This window comes from Hyphomonas sp. CY54-11-8, assembly GCF_000682735.1.
GTDB lineage: Bacteria > Pseudomonadota > Alphaproteobacteria > Caulobacterales > Hyphomonadaceae > Hyphomonas.
In genome coordinates this window covers 67,554-88,233 of sequence record NZ_AWFD01000034.1, presented here as the reverse complement: position 1 = coordinate 88,233, position 20,680 = coordinate 67,554, and the positions used below count along the sequence as shown (strand labels likewise).

The following is a 20,680-nucleotide window of genomic DNA, read 5'->3' as shown; positions in this document are numbered from 1 at the left end:
CCTGACATCACTTTGAAGAGCCACGCAGTTCCGCCAGGCGCTGCGTGGCTTTTTCGTCTGGGAAGCACACCTGGTCCGGTTCGTCCGCGCGAAGGGTCTCCGCCAGCAGCGAGACCGGCACACCATCGAACTCCCAGCGCGGCGCGATATCCGACAGAGGGTCCAGCACGAAACGGCGCTGCGCCAGACGCGGATGTGGAATCGTCAGGGTTGGCGTGTCAATGTCGACGCCCTGCATCATCAGAATATCGATATCGATTTCCCGCGGCCCCCACCGTTCGCGCACCTGCCGGCCCAATGCATTCTCAATGTCCTTACACACCGCCAGCAGGTCGAGAGGCTGGAGCATTGTATCTATCTGTAGACAGACATTGAGAAAATCCGGTTGCTCCAGGACACCCCAGGCCTTGGAACAATAGACGCGAGAGATCTGGACAAGACGAATCCCTTCCGTCCCCTCCAGCAGAGCGAGCGCCCGAGCCAGATAGTCTTCCCGATCGCCCAGATTGGTTCCGAGTTCCAGATACGCCTCAGCCATTACGGCTACGGGTGATAACCACGCCGACGTGATCCACGAAGTGCCGGATCGGCGCCGAAGGTTTCCGGACAGTGACCGTAATCCGCTCCACCAGCGGCTGGTCTTCCAGCACGGCCAGCGCGATCCGTTCAGCGAACGTTTCGATCAGGTTGAAGACCGTCTCCCCCGACAGCCGCTCTGCCAGGTCGCACAGCTCGCCATAATTGACTGTCTCGGACATGTCGTCATTGCGCGCCGCCTGCGGTTTCAGCTCGCATTCCATGTCGATATAGAATTTCTGCCCGAGGGACTTCTCGGCCTTGTGGACTCCGTGGAAGCCGTGAAGGCAGAGATTGGTGACGAATACGCGGTCGGTCATTTTGCTTTCTCGATTGCTTCCAGCATGTTGAGGGCTTCGCGGTGTGCGGCAACATCGTGCACGCGCAGGATAGACGCGCCGCGGAAGACGCTGTCCAGATTGGCCGTAAGCGTGCCGATCAACCGGTCACCCACGGGATTGCCCGTCAGGCGCCCGATGAAGGATTTGCGTGAAACGCCGACCAGAACCGGTCGCCCGGTTTCAGCGAGCACATCCAGATTGGCCAGAACACCAAAATTCTGTTCGTAGGTTTTTCCAAATCCGACTCCCGGATCGAGAATGAGGTGCTCGCGTGGAATGCCGTGCGCATCCGCCTCTGCAAAGCTTTCCTCGAAAAAGACGGCCATATCGTCTCGCAGATTGATCGCGCCGTCCGCCTTGCCTCGATTGTACGTCACCACGACAAGACTATCCGTCTCGGACACGGCTGAAGCCATGTCAGGATCACGTGTCATGCCCCAGACGTCATTGATGATCACGGCACCGGCTTTTGCTGCCTGGCGGGCGACTGACGCCTTGTAGGTATCGATGGACAGAGGCAGTGCGCCTGAGGCCGACAGCGACGCAATCGTTCCGGACACACGGCGCCACTCTTCTGCGGCATCTACGTTCTCAGCGCCCGGCCGGGTCGACTCGCCGCCGATGTCGATGATGTCGGCCCCATCAATGCGCATCTGTTCGGCATGCTGGATGGCATTGGTCAGGCCGAAATGTTCGCCGCCATCCGAAAAGGAATCGGGGGTGACGTTCAGGATGCCCATCAGCATCACCCGCCCGCCGGACAGCCGGTGCAGCAGCTCTTCCCTGATTGTCTTGCGGACAGCGCTGTCCATACCGACTCCTCGCGGTGAAAGCGCGCATATAACAGCCCTGACCGGTGCGGCAAACTGGGGTTTCAGCGCGCCATTGCCGCGCCTCAGGAAGAGAGTAAGCTTTCCGTTCTCTTCGAGGAGCGTTCCCATGAAATATCTGAAGTCATCCCTCAGCCTCTGTGCCCTTCTTGCGCTGGCTGCCAGCCCCGGCGCCGCACAGGAAATGCGCGCAATCACGGTCGACGACCTGCTCGCGATCCGGGATGTCTCCTCCGTCGATCTCAGCCCGGACGGCAAATGGGCAGCCTACACGGTCAAACGCAATGACATGGACAAGGACAAATCCTTTACCCAGGTCTGGATGGCTTCGGTGGAGGACGGCACCGTCCTGCCAATGACAGGCGAGACCTACAGCGCCAGCGATCCGCAATGGAGCCCTGATGGAACCCAGCTCGCCTTCCTGGCCGCCCGTGACGATCTCGACGAAGATGCGACCACGCAGGTCTGGACGCTGGACATGCGCGGCGGCGAGGCCATGGCCTATACAGACGTCACGCAAGGCGTCGACGGCTTCGAATGGGCGCCGGATGGTCAGCGCATGGCCCTGCTGATCACGGACGAAAGCGAAAACGACAAGGCGGACCGGGAAGCAAAAGCCAATGGCGAAACGCCGAAGGAGCACCCTTACGTCATCGACCGCCTGCAATTCAAAGAAGATGGCGTCGGCTATCTGGGCCGCACCTATACCCATATCTATGTGATCGCGGGACGGGACGAAGCCCCGGTCCAACTCACATTCGGACAGCAGGATGACAGCGAGCCGGACTGGAGCCCTGATGGCATGGAAATCGCCTATACCAGCAATCACACGGAAGAGCCTGACGCGAACGCCAATTCCGACATCTTCGTGGTGTCTGCGGATACTGCAGCCGCCCCGTCCGATCCCCGGCAGCTGACCTTCAACCCGGGGACAGATTCGTCTCCGGACTGGAGCCCTGACGGCCAGACCGTCGCCTATACGGCCCAGACCCAGCCGGAATTGATCTGGTACGCCACCATCCACCTGGCCACCGTGCCCGCTGAGGGCGGCAAGGAGCAGGTTCTGACCGAGGCGCTGGACCGGAACGTCTACGCACCCACTTTCTCTGCGGACGGGCGCTCCATCTTTTTCCTGAGCGAAGATTCCGGCACGCAGCCCGTATCGGCCTATGACCTGCGGAAGAAATCGATCCAGAAAGTCATCGACGGCGCCCTCGCGGTCAGCAGTTTCGAAGAAGGCCCCAAAGGCACGATGGCCGCCGTCATCTCGACCCCCACCGTGCCGGGTGACGTGTTCTGGCAGGACCGGCGCGGCAAGCTCAGCCAGGTCACGTACACGAATGCAGACCTGCTGGACCAGGTCACCCTGTCGGAGCCGCAATTTGTGGATTTCACCAATCCCGACGGCGATACGGTGCAGGAATTCATCTACCCGGCAATCGGTATGGCTGAAGGCTCCGTGCCGCCTGCCATCCTGCGCATCCATGGTGGCCCTGTGTCGCAGTTCGATTACAGCTTTGATCCCTTCGCCCAGTTCTACGCCGCCAATGGCTATACGACGGTCATGGTCAATCCGCGCGGTTCCAGCGGGCGCGGTCAGGACTATGCGTCAGCGATCTGGGCCGACTGGGGCAACCGGGATTTCATCGACATCATGGCCGGCGTCGACAAGGCTGTGGAGATGGGACTGGCGGATGAAGACCGTCTCGGCGTCGGTGGCTGGTCCTATGGCGGCATTCTCACCAACTATGTGATCACCAAGACTGGCCGGTTCAAAGGCGCTGTCAGCGGCGCCAGTGAGGCGAACTACACGGCAAACTATGGTCACGACATCTATCAGCGCGAATGGGTGATGGAACTCGGCCTGCCATGGGAAAACCAGTCCGAATGGCACCGGATTTCACCCTTCTTCCAAATCGGCAATGTGACGACGCCCAGCCTGTTCATCGGCGGAGGGGCCGACTGGAACGTGCCGATTCTCAATTCAGAGGAAATGTACCAGGCCCTTCGCAAGCGCGGCATCGAAACGGGGCTTGTGGTGTATCCGGGCGAAGATCACTCTATCGGGCGACCCAGCTTTGTCGCCGACCGTTACCAGCGCTATGTTGGCTGGTACGATAACCATGTGAAGGGAGAGTGAGAGGATAAAATGGTGTGCCCTACAGGGTTCGAACCTGTGACCTACTGATTAAAAGTCAGTTGCTCTACCAGCTGAGCTAAGGGCACGCCAGAGCGGCCCATTTAGAGAAGGGTTCGGGACTGGTCAACACCCGCCTGCACCCAATCGTCACAAGTCGCCACATTTATCCGCTCAAACTGAAATCATGAGATATTCCATCCTGCTCCTGCCCGTCGTCATGCTGGCCGCCGCCTGCGCCAGCAGCCCGGAACCTGCCCCTGGGGAAAACGCAGCCGGCTCCGACGGTGTGGTCAAGAACACCGAAACGGCGGCCGGCAGCGCCTACACCCAAACCAAGGACGGCCTTCCCGATGCCGCCATGTCTCCACTGGAGGACCTGAACCTGAAGCGGGATCCGATTCCGCCCATCCTGAAGGACATCGAAAGCCCGTATGACGTGCCCGAGGACATCAGCTGTTTGGAAATCACGCTGACCCTGGCGGAACTGGACGCGGCGCTCGGGCCGGACTGGGACACGGAAAATCCTGACGAACGCCTGCGCACGGAAAAACTGGCCGACGAAGCCTCCGATGCGGCGCTCGACACGATCTCATCCACCGCCAGCAGCCTGATTCCCTTCCGCAGCCTCGTCCGCCGCGCAACGGGCGCCTATGCCTATCAGAAGAAGTACAACCGGGCCTACAAGCTCGGCGCCCAGCGGCGGGCGTATCTGAAAGGGATCGGCCTCGCCCGTGACTGTCCGCCGCCTGCCCGGCCGAACCCGATCGTGCCGGAACCCGACAAGACCGTCTTCAAAGGCGACACGCCGGACTAGCCCTCGGCGCCCTCTTCGGCCCGGGGTCTGGACTTGGTCGAGGCCCAGGCCGTCTGCAGGCGGGTTCTCAGCGCTTCAAACCGGCCCTCGGCAATGGCGGCGCGGATCTCCTGCATCAGCGCCTGGAAGAAAGCCGTGTTGTGCCAGCTGAGCAGCATTGGTCCTAGATACTCCCCCGCCCGGAACAAGTGGTGGTAATAGGCCTTCGGATAGTCTCGGCTGGCCGGGCAATCGACGGTCTCGTCCAGCGGTGAGAGATCTTCGGCAAACTTGGCGTTCTTCACATTGATCGGCCCGGCCCAAGTCCAGGCCTGACCATGGCGGCCAGAGCGCGTCGGCAACACACAGTCGAACATGTCGATTCCCCGCGCCACGCTCTCGATAAGGTCAATCGGCTTGCCGACACCCATCACATAGCGCGGCACGGCGTCCGGCAGGTGCGGCACCGTCATGTCGATCGTTTCGCACATCTGTGCGTGTCCCTCACCCACGGCGAGGCCGCCCAGCGCGATGCCACCAAAGCCCTGAGAGACGACACCCTTCGCCGACCGCTCGCGCAGGTCAGCGAAGTTCGAGCCCTGGATGATGCCGAACAGGGTTTGCGTGTCCCGTTCCCCGAATGCTTCAAGGCTCCGCTCGCCCCAGCGCAGGGACAGCTCAAGGCTCTCTTCCGCTGCCTCATGCGTGCACGGATAATCGGTGCACTCATCCAGCTGCATCGAAATATCTGCGCCGAGAAGATCCGCCTGGATCTCGATGCTGCGCGCAGGCGTCAGCCGGTGGGTGGAGCCGTCGATATGGCTCTGAAAAGTGACCCCGTCGGCATCCATCTTGCGCAGCTGGGCAAGGCTCCACACCTGGAAGCCGCCGCTGTCGGTCAGCATCGGGCCGTCCCAATGGGCAAATTTGTGCAGGCCGCCGAGACGATGCACCCGCTCGGCACCGGGGCGCAGCATCAGGTGATAGGTGTTGCCGAGGATAATGTCGGCCCCGGCTTCTTTCACCTGGTTCATATAGAGCGCTTTCACCGTACCGGCGGTGCCGACAGGCATGAAGGCCGGCGTACGGATATCGCCCCGCGGCGTCTTCAGCAGCCCTGTGCGCGCCTTGCCCTCGCGGGCCTTGATCTCAAACGGAAAGGTCGTCATGGCGCGCGTATAGGCGAGCTTTCCACCCCGGCAAAGCCCGCCTTGCACGCACCCGGCTCAGCGCTTGGCAATCACCAGCGACTGGACGGCCCGGCCGAAAGGGCCATGCTGGTCCGACAATTCCCCGAAGCCGAGCCCGCGCCCATCCGGACTGATCCAGGAATTGGCCTCCAGCTTGATCCATTCCCCCACAGGCTCGCGCACGAAATGAAGGGTCAGGTCCGCGTTGATATAGGTCCACTCCTCAAAGTTCAGGGATGAGCCGAAGCCGTTGCAATAATCGCCCGTCGCCGCCGCCCGCATAATTGGCGTCGTCGCCCGCGTGTCCAGGAATGGCCGTTTGATGTGGAACCAGACCGCTTTGCGAGATGTCGCGTTCGGGTCTTCCGTGCGCATTTCCACCGCCGTGTTGAATCCCACGGAGAGCGGGAACTCCAGCGGTGTCTCCGGTATCTGGCTAGCACCATTCGGCATCGCCACTTCAGCCGGCAGGTCCAGATCGGCCTTGCGGATTTTGAGCGCCGCGGCGCGCACTACCTGTTTGCCGTTTGCCGAGAGAATGATTTCCGAGGTCTGAATGTTCCGGCCTTCGCGCGTGATGTTGACATCGATGTCCAGCGGCCCGACCGGCACCGGCCGTTGCAGGTCGATTGTCAGGCGCGTCACCGACATCGGCACTTCGCTGGGCAGGTCTTCGACAATGCTGGCGATCAGGGCCGACGGCGCTCCGCCATGCAGCATGCGCGGATCCCAGGGGCCTGCACCATTCTCCGTCGCGATGACGGAATCCTCTTTCCGGTAAAAATAGGGTTCCAATACTTCTTCCTTCCAAATCCGGCCCGAACCGCATCACCGCAACCGCACCTGACGTGACGGCGGTCAACTCATTTTCAGGGGCCGCAAAGCAGAGGCGAGCCCGCCTTCACGCGCTCGCCTCTCTATTCAATAACATTCGCCGTAAAGCTTCCGAACTGCCGTCTCAGACGAAGGCAGCGTTCCGGCGGATGTTCGTCGTCTTGGCCTGGCAGAATTCCAGCAGGCCATGCTCGGCGCCTTCGCTGCCGATGCCCGACTGTTTGGCGCCGCCAAACGAGGCATGCGGCGACAGGTGCTGGGTTTCATTGATCCAGACCGTACCGGTTTCCAACTGGTCCGCGATTTCCTGTGCCTTGGCGATGTCGGCGCTCCAGACAGAGGCGCCGAGGCCGTAGATCGTGTCATTCGCACGGCTGACGACTTCATCAAGATTTTCGAACGACATCAGCGGCAGGACCGGACCGAACTGTTCCTCCTGCACGATGCGCGCTTCTTCCGGCGGATTGTCGAGGATGGTGACCGGCACGAAATAACCGGGCGCCTCCGAGGCTTCACCGCCAATCAGGAACTTGTAGCCCTTGTCCTTTGAATCCTGAATCAGGTCCAGCACGCGCTGGTACTGGGCTTTGTTCTGGATCGGGCCGATCTGCGTGCCCTGCTGCGAGCCATCGCCCACTTTCACGGTCTTGGCATATTCCACCAGCGCCGTCTTCAGCGGCTCATAGATGTCCTTGTGCACATACATGCGCTTGGTTGCGATACAGATCTGTCCGGTGTTCTGGAACGCCGCCCAGAACAGTTCCTGTGCAATGGCTTCGACATTCACATCCGGCATCACGATGGCTGCATCGTTGCCGCCGAGTTCCAGCGTGACCTTCTTCAGCTCCTTGGAGGCGCCCTCCATGACCTTGCGGCCTGTCTGGGTCGATCCGGTGAAGCTGATCTTGTCGATGCCGGAATGGCCGGTCAGCCACGGTCCGAGACGGTCATCCCCGGACACGACGTTCAGCACACCGGCCGGAACCACGTCACGGATCAGTTCAGCGAGGCGCAGCGTGGTCAGCGGCGTGGTCGGCGCGGGCTTCAGCACGACCGTGTTGCCGGCCAGCAGAGCGGGCGCCAGTTTGAATGCGGCCAGGATGATCGGGAAGTTCCACGGCACAATGGCCGCCACAACGCCAATCGGCTCATAGCGGGTGACGGTGTAGCGCTCGTCATCGTCCTGCGAGACGATTTCCGGAATATCCATCTTGGCTGTCTCGGCGAACCAGTGCGCGCCGCCAAGAACATCGCCCATTGCCTGCTCGAACGGCTTGCCCTGTTCCCTGGTCAACAGGCGCGCCAGTTCCTCACCGTTCTGCGCAATCACACCGGCAATCGCGAGCATGACTTCCTTGCGCTTCTCGATCGGCGTCTTGCGCCAGGCTGGCAGCGCGGCGCGGGCAGCGGCGACGGCTTCGTCCAGCTCCGCCTGCGTGCAATTCGGGGCTTCGGCGAAGACTTCGCCAAGTGCCGGGTTCTCGACACCGAATTTTTCGGTCCCGGCGACGGCTTTCCCGTTGATTGTCATGGTGAAATTCATGTCGGCACTCATGGCGCTGGCCTCTCTGTCCTGTTTTTGGTGTTTCCTCACCGCGAACCCTAGCAGAATCAGCCCGCCCGAACAGAGCGAATTCGAATCGGTCCGGGCCTGTCGCGGCGTCAACCGGAATTGGGGATAGCCGGGGGCCCATCCCCGTCCCTTGCCTGCCATTCCGGAATTTACGGAGCAAATCGTCGGGACGCATTTTCAGTGTTGCCGCGACAGGATCGGCCCCCGGATCAATGCTGCGCGCCTTCCGGGAAGACACGGTGGGATGGTATTCAATCCTACAGGTTCGGGCGGCACCTATCTTCAAGCCCATGCATCCTGATCTCCAGCGCTTCTTCAACCATGTCTGGCCGATCTTCTGGCCATGGCTGGTCTGGAACCTGCTGCGTGTTGCCCGCTGGCACATGCGCACCGGGCGGGATGCGCTGATGCCGGTCGATTGTTTTGGCAATATCGAGCTTACCTAAGCGTCCGATGCCCCGCCGCCCGATACTCTCTACACATATGAAGCCCCGCGCCTTGCGGCATGGGAACATCCTGCCCTTCGCAGCGATGGGCCCACCTGCGTGTGCGCTTGTTCCGGCGTAGTCCGTCATGATCCGGATAAGTCCGGCTTGGTCATCCATAGTCATGGCTTAGTCCGGCATGATCATTGGTTGCGCGTGCGTGGTCCGCCCTGGCCGAGTCCTCTTCCGAATTCAGTTTCCCACACCGGATGGCAGCCGCCATGCCGGGCAAACGTGCTGGGCGGAGCCTACGCCTCGACTGAATAGACCTTACGGGCCGTGCCTGCGAACATCGCCGCCTTCGCCTCCTCCGGATATTTCGCCGCGATCTTCTTCATGGCGTTCCAGTAGACAACATAGTTCAGCGACCAGCGGTCGACCGGGAAGTTGCTCTCGAACATGCAGCGCTCCGGACCGAAACATTTGATCATGTGATCGTACCAGCGCTCATGCTGCACCACGACCTCATCCGAGGTCGGAGGAATGTCGCGCTTGTCCCAGCCGAAGCCATTGTCCGGCATGGCGAGGCCACCAATTTTGGCATGGACGTTCGGGCATTCGGCAATTGCCGCCATATCGTCTTTCCAGGTCTCAAAGATTTCGTCCCGCTTGCCTTCAAAAGGCCCCACGCCAATCGGCGTGCCGAAATGGTCGAGGATCATCGTCGTGTCGGGGCAGGCCTTGGCAAGATCCAGATAGTCCCGGTTCTGGTGGTGGTAGTGCCAGGTGTCATAGGTGAAACCGCGCTCCCCCAGATGCTGCACTCCACGCCGGAAATCCGCCTCGGCATAAAGGCGCGGCGGTGCATGACCGGGAATCCGGAGCGTCGCCCCGCTCACATCACGCGAGCCCGCATGGCGAATACCGCGGAACAGGCCTTTCGAAGCCTCGACATGGCCGTCCAGGACTTCATCCAGCTGCTCCAGTGGCAAACGCAGATCAGCATGCGCCACGAGCGCGGCAATGTAAGGCCCGCCCTTCGCTTTCATCTCGGCCGCAGAGTCAGTCACAAAGACGGTCTCACCAATCGGTTTCAGATAATCCGGCCCATCCTTTCGATAGGCCGCGCCGCATTCCATGAAGACGGTCTGAACCACATTATGGCCACTGGTCAGATCAGCCAGAAGATCCGGCACCTGGTAGCCCATATCCTTGCTTGGCCAGAGATGGTGGTGCGGATCGACGATCTCACGTTCCGGCTCAAGGACATCTTCCCGAACCTGCCAGACCCAATCGGTATTGTTGAAAACCATGTGCCGTCCTCCCGTTATCTTTTGGGAGACAGAGTGACGCCGAAAAACAAAGAAGGCCAGCACCCGGCTGGCCTCACCTCGCGTCAGTTGGGCGCTGGATCAGAAAGTGATTTCCGCGCCGGTCAGTTCCGGCAGCTGCAGGATGATGATCAGGTCGCGCATCTCCTGACGGGCCGCAACGTGGCTCATCGTGAAGGAGACATTGGAGCCTTTTTCCGTCAGGTCCAGCAGGGTCAGGCCGGCCGGGAACAGCTCGCGGTAGATGACACGCTCGGAGAGGCCCGGCGCGAGGCGGAAGCCGATCCGTTTGGAAAGATTATCGAGCGCTTCGCCGACGCGTTCCTTGTTCCGCGCGGCGAGTGGCGACATGCGGTTACGCATCACGATCCAGTCGATCGGACGGCGCGACGTCTGAGCTTTCTTCTTCCGGCAGGACCAGACCATTTCGGAATAGAAGCTAGGCCGGATCACTTCCAGCGTCTGCGGGTTCACATCACCCAGAAGGTCGAAGTCCACGAAACTGTCGTTCAGCGGCGTTATCAGCGTATCGGCGTGCATGTGCGCCGACCGGGACAGGAAGGTGTCACCGCCGGGCGAGTCGATGATGATGAAATCGCAGGTCTTCTTCAGGCGCTGGAGACTGGAGACCAGCCGGTGCGTTTCTTCCGCTTCGGCCCGGTCGAGGTCCCGCTCTGTCGACGCATCCACGCGCACGATTTCCGGCATCGGGAGACGCGAGCCGGTAGACTGCATCCAGCGCAGGCGGTTTTCGAGATAACGGGTCAGCGACCGTTGGCGCACATCAAGGTCGATCACGCCGACGGCCTTGCCCATCCGCATCAGGGATACACAAAGGTGCATCGAGACCGTCGACTTGCCGGCCCCGCCCTTCTCGTTGCCTACGACAATGACGCGGGCATCCTTCTGGGGGACCGACAGGTCCGGGCCACCCACGAGTGCGGTAGGCGCGAATCCATCAGGCATGTCAGAAAGCTCCAGGTTCAGTCAGTCAGGTTAAATCAGCGAAAGGGCTCAGGCGACACGTGGCATGTCTTGCGAGTCGCTCCAAGCCGTACGGCGTGTGGGCATCTCGTCGAACAGGTCATCATCGTCTGCCAGGATTCCGAACTGCGCAGGCATCGGCTCGCCGTCGAACAGAAGGTCGTCGGACATGATCGGGCCGAAGGCAGCTTCTGCAGGAAGCTCCTCGGTTTGCGGGGCGTGCATGGCGATCTGCGTCAGCAGGGAGCGCAGGCCGGACAGGGCGCCGGAGACACGAGCCGTTTCGCGGGCATACAGCGTTGCCGACTCCGTGACGGGGTTTCCGTCGCGGTCGAACATCCATTCGTCGATGTCCATCTCCGGGTTGAAGTGCCGCGTACGCGGCTCCGGAGCGCCCTCGCCGGGAAGACGCGACTCGCTGGCGGACATGCGGAACGCCGCCGTCAGCACGAAAGATTTCAGGGAAGAAAGGATGCGCTGTGTCATGGCTTTAAAATTCCTCCGAACAGGTTAACAACGCGTTTACACAATCCGGAGCCGGGACGAATTGAAAGTGAATTCGAAGACAGGTCACCTTACCCCCACTGTCCGTGCGAGACGCGAGCTACTGCAACAGGTTACGGCCTGGAAGCAGGCTGGTGAGCGGGTGGGTTTTGTCCCCACAATGGGCGCACTGCACGGCGGACATTTGTCACTCATTGAAAAAGCGAGGGAAAAAGCCACGCGAATCGTCGCGAGCATTTTCGTGAACCCGACTCAGTTTGCTCCGGGCGAGGACTTCGACACCTATCCGAGGGACGAAAACGCCGACCTGGCAAAGCTCGCTTCGGTGGGCTGCGATCTTGCCTACCTGCCAACCGTGGAAGAGATGTATCCTGAAGGCTCCGTCACGAATGTACGGGTTGAGGAGATGTCCGACCTGCTGGATGGAATCTACAGGCCGCATTTCTTCTACGGCGTCTCCACGGTCGTCGCGCGCCTGTTTCTTCACGTGCAGCCGGACGTCGCCGTGTTCGGCGAAAAGGATTACCAGCAGCTGCAAATCATCCGCCGCATGGTGCGGGACCTCGGCTTTCCCATTGAAATCATTGGGGCTTCGACCGCGCGGGATGCCGATGGCCTCGCCCAGTCATCCCGGAATCTTTACCTGAAACCCGAGGAACGCCGGAACGCTGGCGCCATGCAGGCGGCGCTTCACCGGGCATCCGTCAGGCTGGCAACGGGCGAATCGGCTTCGGTCGCACTCAACGAGGCGCGGGATCTGCTGGCCCGGTCTGGTTTTGGCAAAATCGACTACGTGTCGCTGGTCGATCCGGACACACTGCAGGATCTGCCGGATACGCCCCTGCCCGCTGGATCTGTCGCCCGGTTGCTCGGCGCCGCCTGGATGGGCCGCACGCGCCTGATCGACAATATCAGCGTGACGCGGTGAAGTTTTCGAGCAAGCCGAGCACGGTCTCATTGTCCTCCGCAGACCCGATCGAGATCCGAAGCCGGCTTGGCATGCCATAACCGCCAACAGCCCTGACCAGAACATTGTTCTGCTTCAGGAATTCATTTGCGGCCGCCGCCCGTTCTCCAGATCCGAAATCCGGAATGACGAAGTTGGCGCACGCTTCGGGCGTCGGCAGGCCCATTGCATTCAGCCGCTCGATACAGATCGCACGCCATTCGGAATTGTGCTGGCGGCTTTTCTCGATGAATTCGAAATCGCCGATACTGGCAATCCCCGCAGCCACGGCGAACGCGTTGATATTGAACGGCGGACGGATCCTCTGGAACGTCTCGGCAATCTCCGCCGGGAAATATCCCCAGCCAAGACGCAATGCAGCCAGGCCATAGATCTTGGAGAAGGTCCGGATCATCACCGTATTGCTGCGCCGGTCGACCAGGTCACGGATCTCGGCTTCGTATTCCTCACCGACATATTCGGCATAAGCGCCATCGATTACGAACAAGACATGCGGCGGCAGCGCGTCCTGAAGACACGCCAGTTCCTCGACCTGCATCATCGTGCCAGTCGGATTGTTCGGATTGGCCAGGAACAGGATCCGCGTCCGCTCGGTCACGCCGCCCAGAAGCGCATTGAAGCCTGCCGTGAAGTCTGTCTCCGGAACCGTGACTGGCGTCGCACCGTGACCCAGCGCGGAGACCTGATACATGGAGAAGGCATGTTCCGTGAACAGAATTTCGTCGCCGGGGCCAGCATAGGCCTGCGTCAACAGGTGGATGATCTCATCCGATCCGGCTGACACCGCGACGCGGGAGACATCCTTGATACCCTTGGCGTCGGCAATCGCCTGGCGAAGCGCGCCGTAATCGGGATCCGGATAGACATGAACCTGGCGGGCGACGTCCTGCATCGCTTCGATTGCCTTCGGGCTAGGGCCGAATGGATTCTCGTTCGACGCCAGCATGACGACACGGTCTTTCGTCCCGTGCAGCTTGCCGCCGGGCACATAAGGCCTGGTCTTTTCGATATGCGGAAGGGGGCGGATACTGGTCATGCAGGCGACTTACAACAGGGCCGGAAGGCTGGAAACAGAAATTGCGTCACTCACTTACGAGGCGGCGCCGTCGATGCCCGCGGTACCATTCGATAATCCAGCAATTGGCGTTGTGGTATCTCACTAGGCGCTGCGATCTCTTCCAGGAGAAGACCGACAGCCTCGAAGGCCTGCTCCCGGCTTGGCTGGTAAATCGTGGTCAGGGAGGGACTGATCGTCGAGGCCAGCGGCGTATCGTCAAACCCCGCAACCGAAAGATCTCGAGGGATCTCAATCCGCCGGCGGTAACCGGCCGCGATCACTCCGGCGGCCATGTCGTCATTGGACGCAAAGATCGCTGTTGGCTGCTCCGGCAGATCCAGCAACCGATCCGCTGCTGCGGTGCCGGAATCGAACGTGAAATCCCCTTCCGTCACCAGATCCGGATCGAAAGGAATCCCAGCTTCCTCCAGCGCATCCTTATAGCCTTCGAAGCGGAGCCCTGTCTGGTCGTGCGCCGGTGCCCCGCGAATGAAGCCGATCCGGCGGTGACCAAGACCGATCAGATATTGCGTCATATCACAGGCCGCAGCCCGGTCGTCGATTGCCACATCGCGGCCAGGTTCAACCGACGCAGATGGCGCGATCCGGACGAAAGGCACGCCGTGATCTCGCAATTGTTGGATCAGGTCCGGGTTGTCGGAAAGCGGCGGCGTCAGGATCGCACCCGCCAACCTGTTTCCGGACTGCAAGGCCAGAACCCCACCAGAGGGCGCAGAACAATCCTCGGTAATCAGGCTGTAGCCCTCCGACTGACACCGCTGGAGCGCGCCCAGATGCACATCCCCGATATAGTTTCGGGAGGGGTTTGCATGGAGCAGACAGATGATCCGGCTTTGCCGCGTGCGAAGATTCCGGGCATTGTGATTGGTGTGGTAGTCCAGCGTCTTCACCGCGCTCATGACGCGTTCCCGGGTCTGGTCGCGCACATTGCTTTCGCCGTTCAGCACGCGGCTGACCGTCTTGAAGGAGACCCCCGCCTCCCGGGCCACATCTATGATTGTCGCTGGCCGGGCGCCAGCTTGTCTACGGGGCATGTTTTGCTTTTGGCAATTCTGGTTTTGAACTGCTGACAGGATTAAGCACGAAACCCATCCTGTCCAATGGGCATTACCCTGTCAGCAAGTCAGATTTCCCGTGCCACGCAAACTTTTCACAGAGACGGACGATCAGCCTTCGGTCGCGCAGGTCTGATTGTAGGCTTCGAAGTCGGCGTTCAGGGCCTTCACCGCTTCCTGAAGTCCAAGCTCCATGCGCAGCAGGTCCGCTTTCGCCGCTTCATAGTCTGCTTTTGCTGCATCAGCGGTCTTCGCATGTTTCTTCGATGCATTACGCATGACTTCCACGTCGTCCCAGGCTTCACCTTTCGTCTCCACGACTTCTGCCTGTGCGTCGCGCGCGTCTTTCAGCTTCGCGATTTCTTCCTGCTTCGGCTTGAACGTGGCCGACATCGCCTGGCACCGGGCAAGTTCCTTGGCCGATGACGCCGCATCCGCCGCAGCAACGGGCGCAGCAAGAGCAAAAATGACAGCAATCATCAGTCGGTTCATGGAAAGTCCTCTCTCACCAATTGCCTGCACCATGACCTTTGTCATCTGAAGCCTTACTGAACGTTACTGCCCTGAAATTGCCCAGATTGCTGGCGCGATCATGCCTCTGGCGATCGCTGTTCATCTCTGCGGCGGCGGTTCTTGTTGGTGACATCGATGATGTGGAACACCGCCGCAAAGTCCTCCAGCAGCTCCCGCAACCGGTTCGGACTGTCCAGTGGCGTAAACATGCTGCCGGGCTCAAACAGATTGCCGCCCTGCAGCGTGATGTAGAGTTCTCCGCCATAGAAGCAGCATTTCAGCTTCCCGCCATGGAATGCCTTTTCGAGGTTCACCAGCTCCTGCATCAGGTCTGGTGTCAGCAGATAGCGGGATTCCACCTGATCTGTCGTGTAGACCTCAAAGATCTTTTCGAATTCCGGGTCCTCCAGCGACGCGCGCTGCATGCCCTTGCCGCCGCCGAACCTGTTGAAGAAGCCCGCGTCCCGGGTGACCAGCGTCCGGCCGTAGAACGTCTTGTCGAAATGGAAGCGCAGGCACTGGCCTTTGAAGACGGTGACCCATCGCGTCGTGGTCCGGCCCTTGGAATCGGTCGACCGGCGTTTTTCTTCCAGATGCGCCTCGAAGAGTTCAAACTCGACATTGTCGCGCGTCCCCGTCAGCCGGTCTTCATAACTCGCGCGGTCCCAACTGGGCACGATGCCGACTTTGTTGTGCTCATAAATTGACGCGACCTCGCCCGGCTCGGGTTGGAAAGCGAGACCCAGCTGGCGCACCACTGGCTGGACGAGCAGCTCCTTGGCCTCATTGCTGAAACGCTTGAGATCCTGTCCTCCCCACGTCACCAGACCGAACCCGATCAGCACGCCCAGGAAAGGACCAAACACGGATTTGAAACCGATAAATCCGACCAGAGCGATCGCGAGACCGAGTGCGATACCGATATAGCGATACTTTCGTGCCTTGCTGACGGCCTGTTCGCGGTCATGCTCGCGCGCCTGCAGCGCGGGCCGGATTTCATTCTGGTATATCCCGGCAAAGTCGGCGAACTCATCCCGCAGACCATCCATGGCCTCCAGGATCGCCGGATCGATCTCAGGCTTCTCTGTCATGCAATTGTCCCGCGAAATTGAACGCGCCACTTAAAACCGGTTCGGCTGCCCCGCCAAGGCGCTCAGAGTTTCAGCCGCAGAAGGAATTCAAGATCGCGGTGCTCACCCACCGGGAACAGGAATTCCGCCACCTTCTCCCAGCCGAGACGGGCATAGAGACGCTGGGCATCGAGATTGTCAGAATAGACGCTGAGATAAATTTCCGGTGCGTTCCGGCTGCGCGCCCAGGCAAGCGCTTCATCGATGAAGCCTGAACCGATGCCCCGGCCCTGCAACGAGTTATCGACATAGACCCGCTTGAGCTCCAGGGCGCCTGGCTGAGGCTCCGGCGCCGGCAGGCTGAGCGGACTGCAAAGCAGGTAGGCCTTCATCACCCCATCGCCGGTTTCGCAGACCCGGACCAGCACATCCGGATCAGCGATCCAGTCCCGGTAGAGATCCGGATTGTGCGATTCTTCCAGAAACGCGGCCAGGTCGCCCGGATTATAGAGATGGCCAAACTTGTCCGTGAACGTCTTGCGCGCAAGCGCCGTCAGCGCGGCGACGTCGTCCACCACCGCGTCGCGAACTGTCAGGCTCTGCGAAGTGTCAGATGCCATGGAAGACCTCCGGAACTGCACTTACTCGTCTGCTTCGTCGCCATAGATCGCAACCCAGGATTCGTCAGCGTCGATCCATCCGCGATACATGCCTTCGCTGTTGAAGACGAAATCGACATCACCCTGGCCATCCACCAGCACGACACCGCCATCTCCTCCGAGGGCAGCTACCTCATCCAGCGCGACCTGCGCTGCCTCGCCGACACTTTCTCCGGCCAGCTTCACCCGGTCGCAGATCGTCTTGGCGACACCGACACGGATGAAATATTCGCCATGCCCTGTCGCGGAGACGCCGCAGACACCATTCTCGGCATAAGTCGCGGCGCCGATCAGCGGCGAGTCGCCGACACGTCCGGCAGTTTTGGCCGTCATGCCGCCGGTTGTCGTCGCAGCAGCAATGTTGCCATCCGCGTCGATGGCAACGGCGCCAACCGTACCATGCTTGTCGGCCGCAGTACGGGACATCGTCTCCAGTACGCGTTCCAGCGATTTGCGGCGCCGCTCGGTGTCGAAATAAGTGTTCGGAACCGTTTCCAGCCCCTGCGCTTCAGCAAACGCATCGGCGCCGGGGCCGGCGAACATCACATGTTCGGAATTGTCCATGACGGCCCGCGCTGCGAGGATCGGATTCTTCACAATCGTCACACCCGCCACGGCACCGGCATTGCGCGTGCTGCCTTCCATGATGGAGGCATCCAGCTCGTGCGTACCGGCAGCGGTGAAGACCGCGCCCTTGCCCGCATTGAAGATCTCGTTGTTCTCCATCGGGATAACTGCCGCCTGCGCCGCGTCGAGTGCGCTGCCGCCATTGCGCAGGACTTCGGCCCCTGCTTCCAGCGCTTCCTGCAGGCCTGCCTTGTAAAGCGCTTCCTGCTCCGGCGTCATGGAACCGCGCGTGATAACGCCAGCCCCGCCATGAATCGCGAGACGCCATTGTGGCGCTTCCGGCGGCTCAGCGTTCACAGGCGAAACCTGGCAGCCCGCGAGGAAAATCGCGGCTGCCGCGAGAAGCGGCCGAAAAATCATGGGAAAGCCTCCTGTCCATCTGACAGCAGGTTGGACCTGAAGGTCAGAGACCTTCAAGCCCCTTTCGTGCCGCAGCCAGCTTTTCGCGCCGCGCTGCCCAATCGACGAGACGTTGGCGGTTCTCTTCCACGATCTCTTCCGGCGCGCGGGCAACGAAATTCTCGTTGGAAAGCTTCTTCTCGGTGGACGTGATGTCCTTCTCTATCTGGCCGAGTTCCTTGTCGAGCCGTTTGCGGGCTTCGGCGATGTCCACGAAGTCGGCAATCTGAAGCGCAGCGACGGTCTCGCCGAACACGGCAGTCACGGCGCCTTCCGGCGTCGCATCGGTGAAAGCGATGTCTTCGAGGCGCGCAAGACGTTTGAGGACATCTTCATGCCGCATGGCGCGGTCTTCGATCTCCGCCCCCGCCTTGACCAGCGCGAGTGGGATCTTTGCCCCAGCCGGCACGCCGAGATCATTACGCAGCGAGCGCAGCTCCGTTATCAGGCCGATGACCCAGTCCACTTCCTCTGCGGCCGCATCATCATGGAAGCCGGTGAACGCCGGCCACTGCTGCCCCATCAGGAAGCCCTGGTCGGCGACGCGGCCCGGCGCGCGGCGATCCCACAGCTCTTCCGTCACGAACGGCATGAACGGGTGCAGCAGCTTCAGCGTCTCGTCGAGCACATAGCCGCAAACCATACGCGTTTCGGATTTGGCGGCATCATCCATTCCGCCGAGCAGCGGCTTGATCAGTTCGAGATACCAGTCGCAGAACGTGTTCCAGACAAAGCGGTAGATCGCGCCTGCACCATCGTCGAAGCGGTAGTCCTCGATGCCTTTGCCGACGTCCGCCACACACTGGGTAAGTTCGCCGAGGATCCAGCGATTCACCGGGCTCTGGATTTCGTTGAAGTCGATCTCCCCCGGGGCGCCACACTCATTCATCTCGGCGAAACGAGCGGCGTTCCAGAGCTTCGTCGAGAAGTTCCGGTTCCCTTCGACCGCCTGCTTGGAAAGGCGGATGTTACGGCCCTGTCCGGCCATGCGGCCCATGGTGAAGCGCAACGCGTCGGCGCCATACTCGTCGACCAGTTCCAGCGGGTCCATGACGTTCCCTTTGGACTTCGACATCTTCTGCCCTTTCTCGTCGAGGACGAGGGCATGGATATAGACGTCCTTGAACGGAACTTCGCCCATGAATTCGAGGCTCATCATCATCATCCGGGCGACCCAGAAGAAGATGATGTCGAAGGCCGTAACGAGCGTTGCTGTCGGGAAGAAGGTTTTGAGATCGTCCGTCTGGTCCGGCCAGCCCTGCGTTGAGAACGGCCAGAGGGCTGAGGAGAACCAGGTGTCGAGGACGTCTTCTTCCTGTTTCAAATCGACGCCCGCGCCAGCCATGGCTTGCGCTTCCTCGGCGGACGCGGCGACGAAGATTTCGCCTTCTTCGGAGTACCAGGCCGGAATCCGGTGCCCCCACCAGAGCTGACGGGAGACGCACCAGGGCTGGATGTTTTCCATCCAGTTGTAATAGGTCTTCTCCCAGTTCTCCGGCACGAACTTCGTCTTGCCGTCGCGCACAGCCGCAATGGCGGGCTGCGCCAGCGTCTTGGCGTCGACATACCACTGGTCCGTCATCCACGGCTCGATGACGACATTGGAGCGGTCGCCGAAAGGCTGCTCGATCTTAAGGTTCTCGATTTCCTGCAGCAGGCCGGCGGCTTCGAAATCCTCGACGACTTTCTTGCGGGCATCGAACCTGTCGAGCCCGCGATAGGCTGCCGGAATGCCCGCCGCATCAGCTTCGTCTCCGTCAACGATTGCAGCGACTGCTGTCAGTATGTTCAGCGGCGTGTGGCCGGCACGCTTGCCGACTTCGAAGTCATTGAAGTCATGCGCCGGGGTGATCTTCACCGCGCCTGAGCCTTTTTCCGGGTTGGCATATTCGTCCGCAACAATCGGCACACGGCGGCCGACAATCGGCAGCTCCACGAACTTGCCGACGAGGCCGGCATAGCGCTGATCATCAGGGTGCACTGCAACGCCGGTATCGCCCAGCATGGTTTCCGGACGCGAAGTGGCGACAACGATATAGTCGCGCGTCTCGGTGCCGGTGACGTTGCCGTCCTCGTCCTTGACCGGGTGCTCGTATGTGACACCATCTGCCAGCGGATAGCACAGGTGCCAGTAATGGCCGTTCACTTCGCGCTGATCGACTTCGAGGTCCGAGATCGCCGTCTGGAAGTGCGGATCCCAGTTCACGAGCCGCTTGTCGCGATAGATCAGGCCCTTGTTGTAGAGATCGACAAAGACCTTGGTGACAGCCTTCGAGAGCCCTTCATCCATGGTGAAGCGCTCACGGCTCCAGTCGCAGGAGGCGCCGAGGCGTTTCAGCTGGTTCACGATGGCCCCGCCGGATTCGGCTTTCCAGGCCCAGACCCGGTTGACGAAGGCTTCGCGGCCCATTTCGCGGCGGCTCATATTGCCTTCCTGCGCGAGTTGGCGCTCGACCACCATCTGTGTGGCGATGCCCGCATGGTCCGTGCCCGGCTGCCAGAGGACGTTCTTGCCCCGCATGCGCTCGAACCGGATCAGGATGTCCTGAAGTGTGTTGTTCAGCGCGTGACCCATGTGAAGCACGCCGGTCACGTTTGGCGGTGGAATGACGATGGAATAGGCCTGCGCAGATGTGTCACCGGAGGGTTCGAAGCAGCCTTTGTTCTCCCACGCCTCATACAGGCGGGGTTCGGCTTCAGCGGGGTCAAATCTTTGGTCGAGCATCGTTTCGGGCGTATTCCAGATAAAAGAAAAAGGCGCGCCGGTGGCGGCGCGCCCTTCCCTATAAAC

General features: G+C 60.8%; 20 protein-coding genes and 1 tRNA gene. 4 read left to right on the top strand and 17 right to left on the bottom strand.

What is annotated here, in order from left to right:
- Positions 1-7: 7 nt before the first annotated feature.
- From folK to folP, 3 genes are read right to left on the bottom strand one after another with little or no spacing between them, the layout of a single operon-like run.
- Complete coding sequence (gene folK / locus HY17_RS14310; protein ID WP_051600136.1) at positions 8-538, bottom strand: 2-amino-4-hydroxy-6-hydroxymethyldihydropteridine diphosphokinase; 531 nt, start codon at positions 536-538, stop codon at positions 8-10.
- Entirely contained in the window at positions 531-896 is a 366-nt protein-coding gene (gene folB, locus HY17_RS14305) for a dihydroneopterin aldolase (protein ID WP_034767803.1), read from the bottom strand. The genes folK and folB overlap by 8 nt, the downstream gene beginning before the upstream one ends.
- A complete protein-coding gene (gene folP / locus HY17_RS14300; protein ID WP_051600163.1) occupies positions 893-1,729 on the bottom strand; it encodes a dihydropteroate synthase in 837 nt (278 codons plus the stop codon). Before folP ends, folB begins: the two co-directional genes overlap by 4 nt.
- 127 nt (positions 1,730-1,856) lie before the next feature.
- On the opposite strand from folP, the gene HY17_RS14295 reads away from it, so the two are divergent.
- Entirely contained in the window at positions 1,857-3,887 is a 2,031-nt protein-coding gene (locus HY17_RS14295) for a S9 family peptidase (RefSeq protein ID WP_034767801.1), read from the top strand.
- A 10-nt stretch (positions 3,888-3,897) separates the two neighbouring features.
- Here HY17_RS14295 and HY17_RS14290 read toward each other — a convergent pair.
- A tRNA-Lys gene (locus HY17_RS14290) sits at positions 3,898-3,973 on the bottom strand.
- Positions 3,974-4,071: 98 nt separating this feature from the next.
- Here HY17_RS14290 and HY17_RS14285 point away from each other — a divergent pair.
- Positions 4,072-4,701, top strand: a complete 630-nt coding sequence (locus HY17_RS14285) for a hypothetical protein (protein WP_034767798.1) — start codon at positions 4,072-4,074, stop codon at positions 4,699-4,701.
- Here HY17_RS14285 and tgt read toward each other — a convergent pair.
- The 3 genes from tgt to HY17_RS14270 all read right to left on the bottom strand — a co-directional run bounded on the left by tgt (position 4,698) and on the right by HY17_RS14270 (position 8,259).
- The gene (tgt, locus tag HY17_RS14280; RefSeq protein WP_034767797.1) at positions 4,698-5,849 is read right to left on the bottom strand and encodes a tRNA guanosine(34) transglycosylase Tgt; all 1,152 of its coding nucleotides are present in this window, start codon (positions 5,847-5,849) and stop codon (positions 4,698-4,700) included. The two genes, HY17_RS14285 and tgt, sit on opposite strands and share 4 nt — an antisense overlap.
- Before the next feature lie 57 nt (positions 5,850-5,906).
- A complete protein-coding gene (locus tag HY17_RS14275) occupies positions 5,907-6,665 on the bottom strand; it encodes a thioesterase family protein (RefSeq protein ID WP_034767796.1) in 759 nt (252 codons plus the stop codon).
- A 163-nt stretch (positions 6,666-6,828) separates the two neighbouring features.
- Positions 6,829-8,259, bottom strand: a complete 1,431-nt coding sequence (locus HY17_RS14270; RefSeq protein WP_034767795.1) for an aldehyde dehydrogenase family protein — start codon at positions 8,257-8,259, stop codon at positions 6,829-6,831.
- Positions 8,260-8,489: 230 nt separating this feature from the next.
- On the opposite strand from HY17_RS14270, the gene HY17_RS14265 reads away from it, so the two are divergent.
- A complete protein-coding gene (locus HY17_RS14265) occupies positions 8,490-8,723 on the top strand; it encodes a hypothetical protein (protein ID WP_034767794.1) in 234 nt (77 codons plus the stop codon).
- A 287-nt stretch (positions 8,724-9,010) separates the two neighbouring features.
- Here HY17_RS14265 and HY17_RS14260 read toward each other — a convergent pair whose 3' ends face one another.
- The 3 genes from HY17_RS14260 to HY17_RS14250 all read right to left on the bottom strand — a co-directional run bounded on the left by HY17_RS14260 (position 9,011) and on the right by HY17_RS14250 (position 11,503).
- Positions 9,011-10,015, bottom strand: a complete 1,005-nt coding sequence (locus HY17_RS14260; protein WP_034767793.1) for an amidohydrolase — start codon at positions 10,013-10,015, stop codon at positions 9,011-9,013.
- 99 nt (positions 10,016-10,114) lie between these two features.
- Complete coding sequence (locus HY17_RS14255) at positions 10,115-10,999, bottom strand: division plane positioning ATPase MipZ (protein WP_051600135.1); 885 nt, start codon at positions 10,997-10,999, stop codon at positions 10,115-10,117.
- Between the two features lie 48 nt (positions 11,000-11,047).
- Positions 11,048-11,503, bottom strand: a complete 456-nt coding sequence (locus tag HY17_RS14250; protein WP_034767792.1) for a hypothetical protein — start codon at positions 11,501-11,503, stop codon at positions 11,048-11,050.
- 67 nt (positions 11,504-11,570) lie between these two features.
- On the opposite strand from HY17_RS14250, the gene panC reads away from it, so the two are divergent.
- Positions 11,571-12,449, top strand: a complete 879-nt coding sequence (gene panC / locus HY17_RS14245; RefSeq protein ID WP_034768050.1) for a pantoate--beta-alanine ligase — start codon at positions 11,571-11,573, stop codon at positions 12,447-12,449.
- Here panC and hisC read toward each other — a convergent pair.
- The 7 genes from hisC to HY17_RS14210 all read right to left on the bottom strand — a co-directional run bounded on the left by hisC (position 12,433) and on the right by HY17_RS14210 (position 20,614).
- Positions 12,433-13,524: a histidinol-phosphate transaminase gene (hisC, locus tag HY17_RS14240; RefSeq protein WP_051600134.1), complete on the bottom strand. Its 1,092-nt coding sequence runs from the start codon at positions 13,522-13,524 to the stop codon at positions 12,433-12,435. The genes panC and hisC overlap by 17 nt on opposite strands.
- A 50-nt stretch (positions 13,525-13,574) precedes the next feature.
- Entirely contained in the window at positions 13,575-14,600 is a 1,026-nt protein-coding gene (locus HY17_RS14235; protein ID WP_034767790.1) for a LacI family DNA-binding transcriptional regulator, read from the bottom strand.
- Positions 14,601-14,732: 132 nt separating this feature from the next.
- Positions 14,733-15,113, bottom strand: a complete 381-nt coding sequence (locus HY17_RS14230; protein ID WP_034767788.1) for a hypothetical protein — start codon at positions 15,111-15,113, stop codon at positions 14,733-14,735.
- 98 nt (positions 15,114-15,211) lie between these two features.
- Positions 15,212-16,225 carry a DUF3137 domain-containing protein gene (locus HY17_RS14225; RefSeq protein ID WP_034767785.1) on the bottom strand — a complete coding sequence of 338 codons (1,014 nt, stop codon included), beginning with the start codon at positions 16,223-16,225 and terminating at the stop codon, positions 15,212-15,214.
- Between the two features lie 62 nt (positions 16,226-16,287).
- On the bottom strand, positions 16,288-16,824 hold the full coding sequence (locus HY17_RS14220) for a GNAT family N-acetyltransferase (protein WP_034767782.1): 537 nt from the start codon (positions 16,822-16,824) through the stop codon (positions 16,288-16,290).
- Positions 16,825-16,845: 21 nt separating this feature from the next.
- The gene (locus tag HY17_RS14215; RefSeq protein ID WP_065382938.1) at positions 16,846-17,850 is read right to left on the bottom strand and encodes an isoaspartyl peptidase/L-asparaginase family protein; all 1,005 of its coding nucleotides are present in this window, start codon (positions 17,848-17,850) and stop codon (positions 16,846-16,848) included.
- 43 nt (positions 17,851-17,893) lie between these two features.
- Positions 17,894-20,614, bottom strand: a complete 2,721-nt coding sequence (locus HY17_RS14210) for a valine--tRNA ligase (RefSeq protein ID WP_034767780.1) — start codon at positions 20,612-20,614, stop codon at positions 17,894-17,896.
- Positions 20,615-20,680 lie beyond the last annotated feature (66 nt).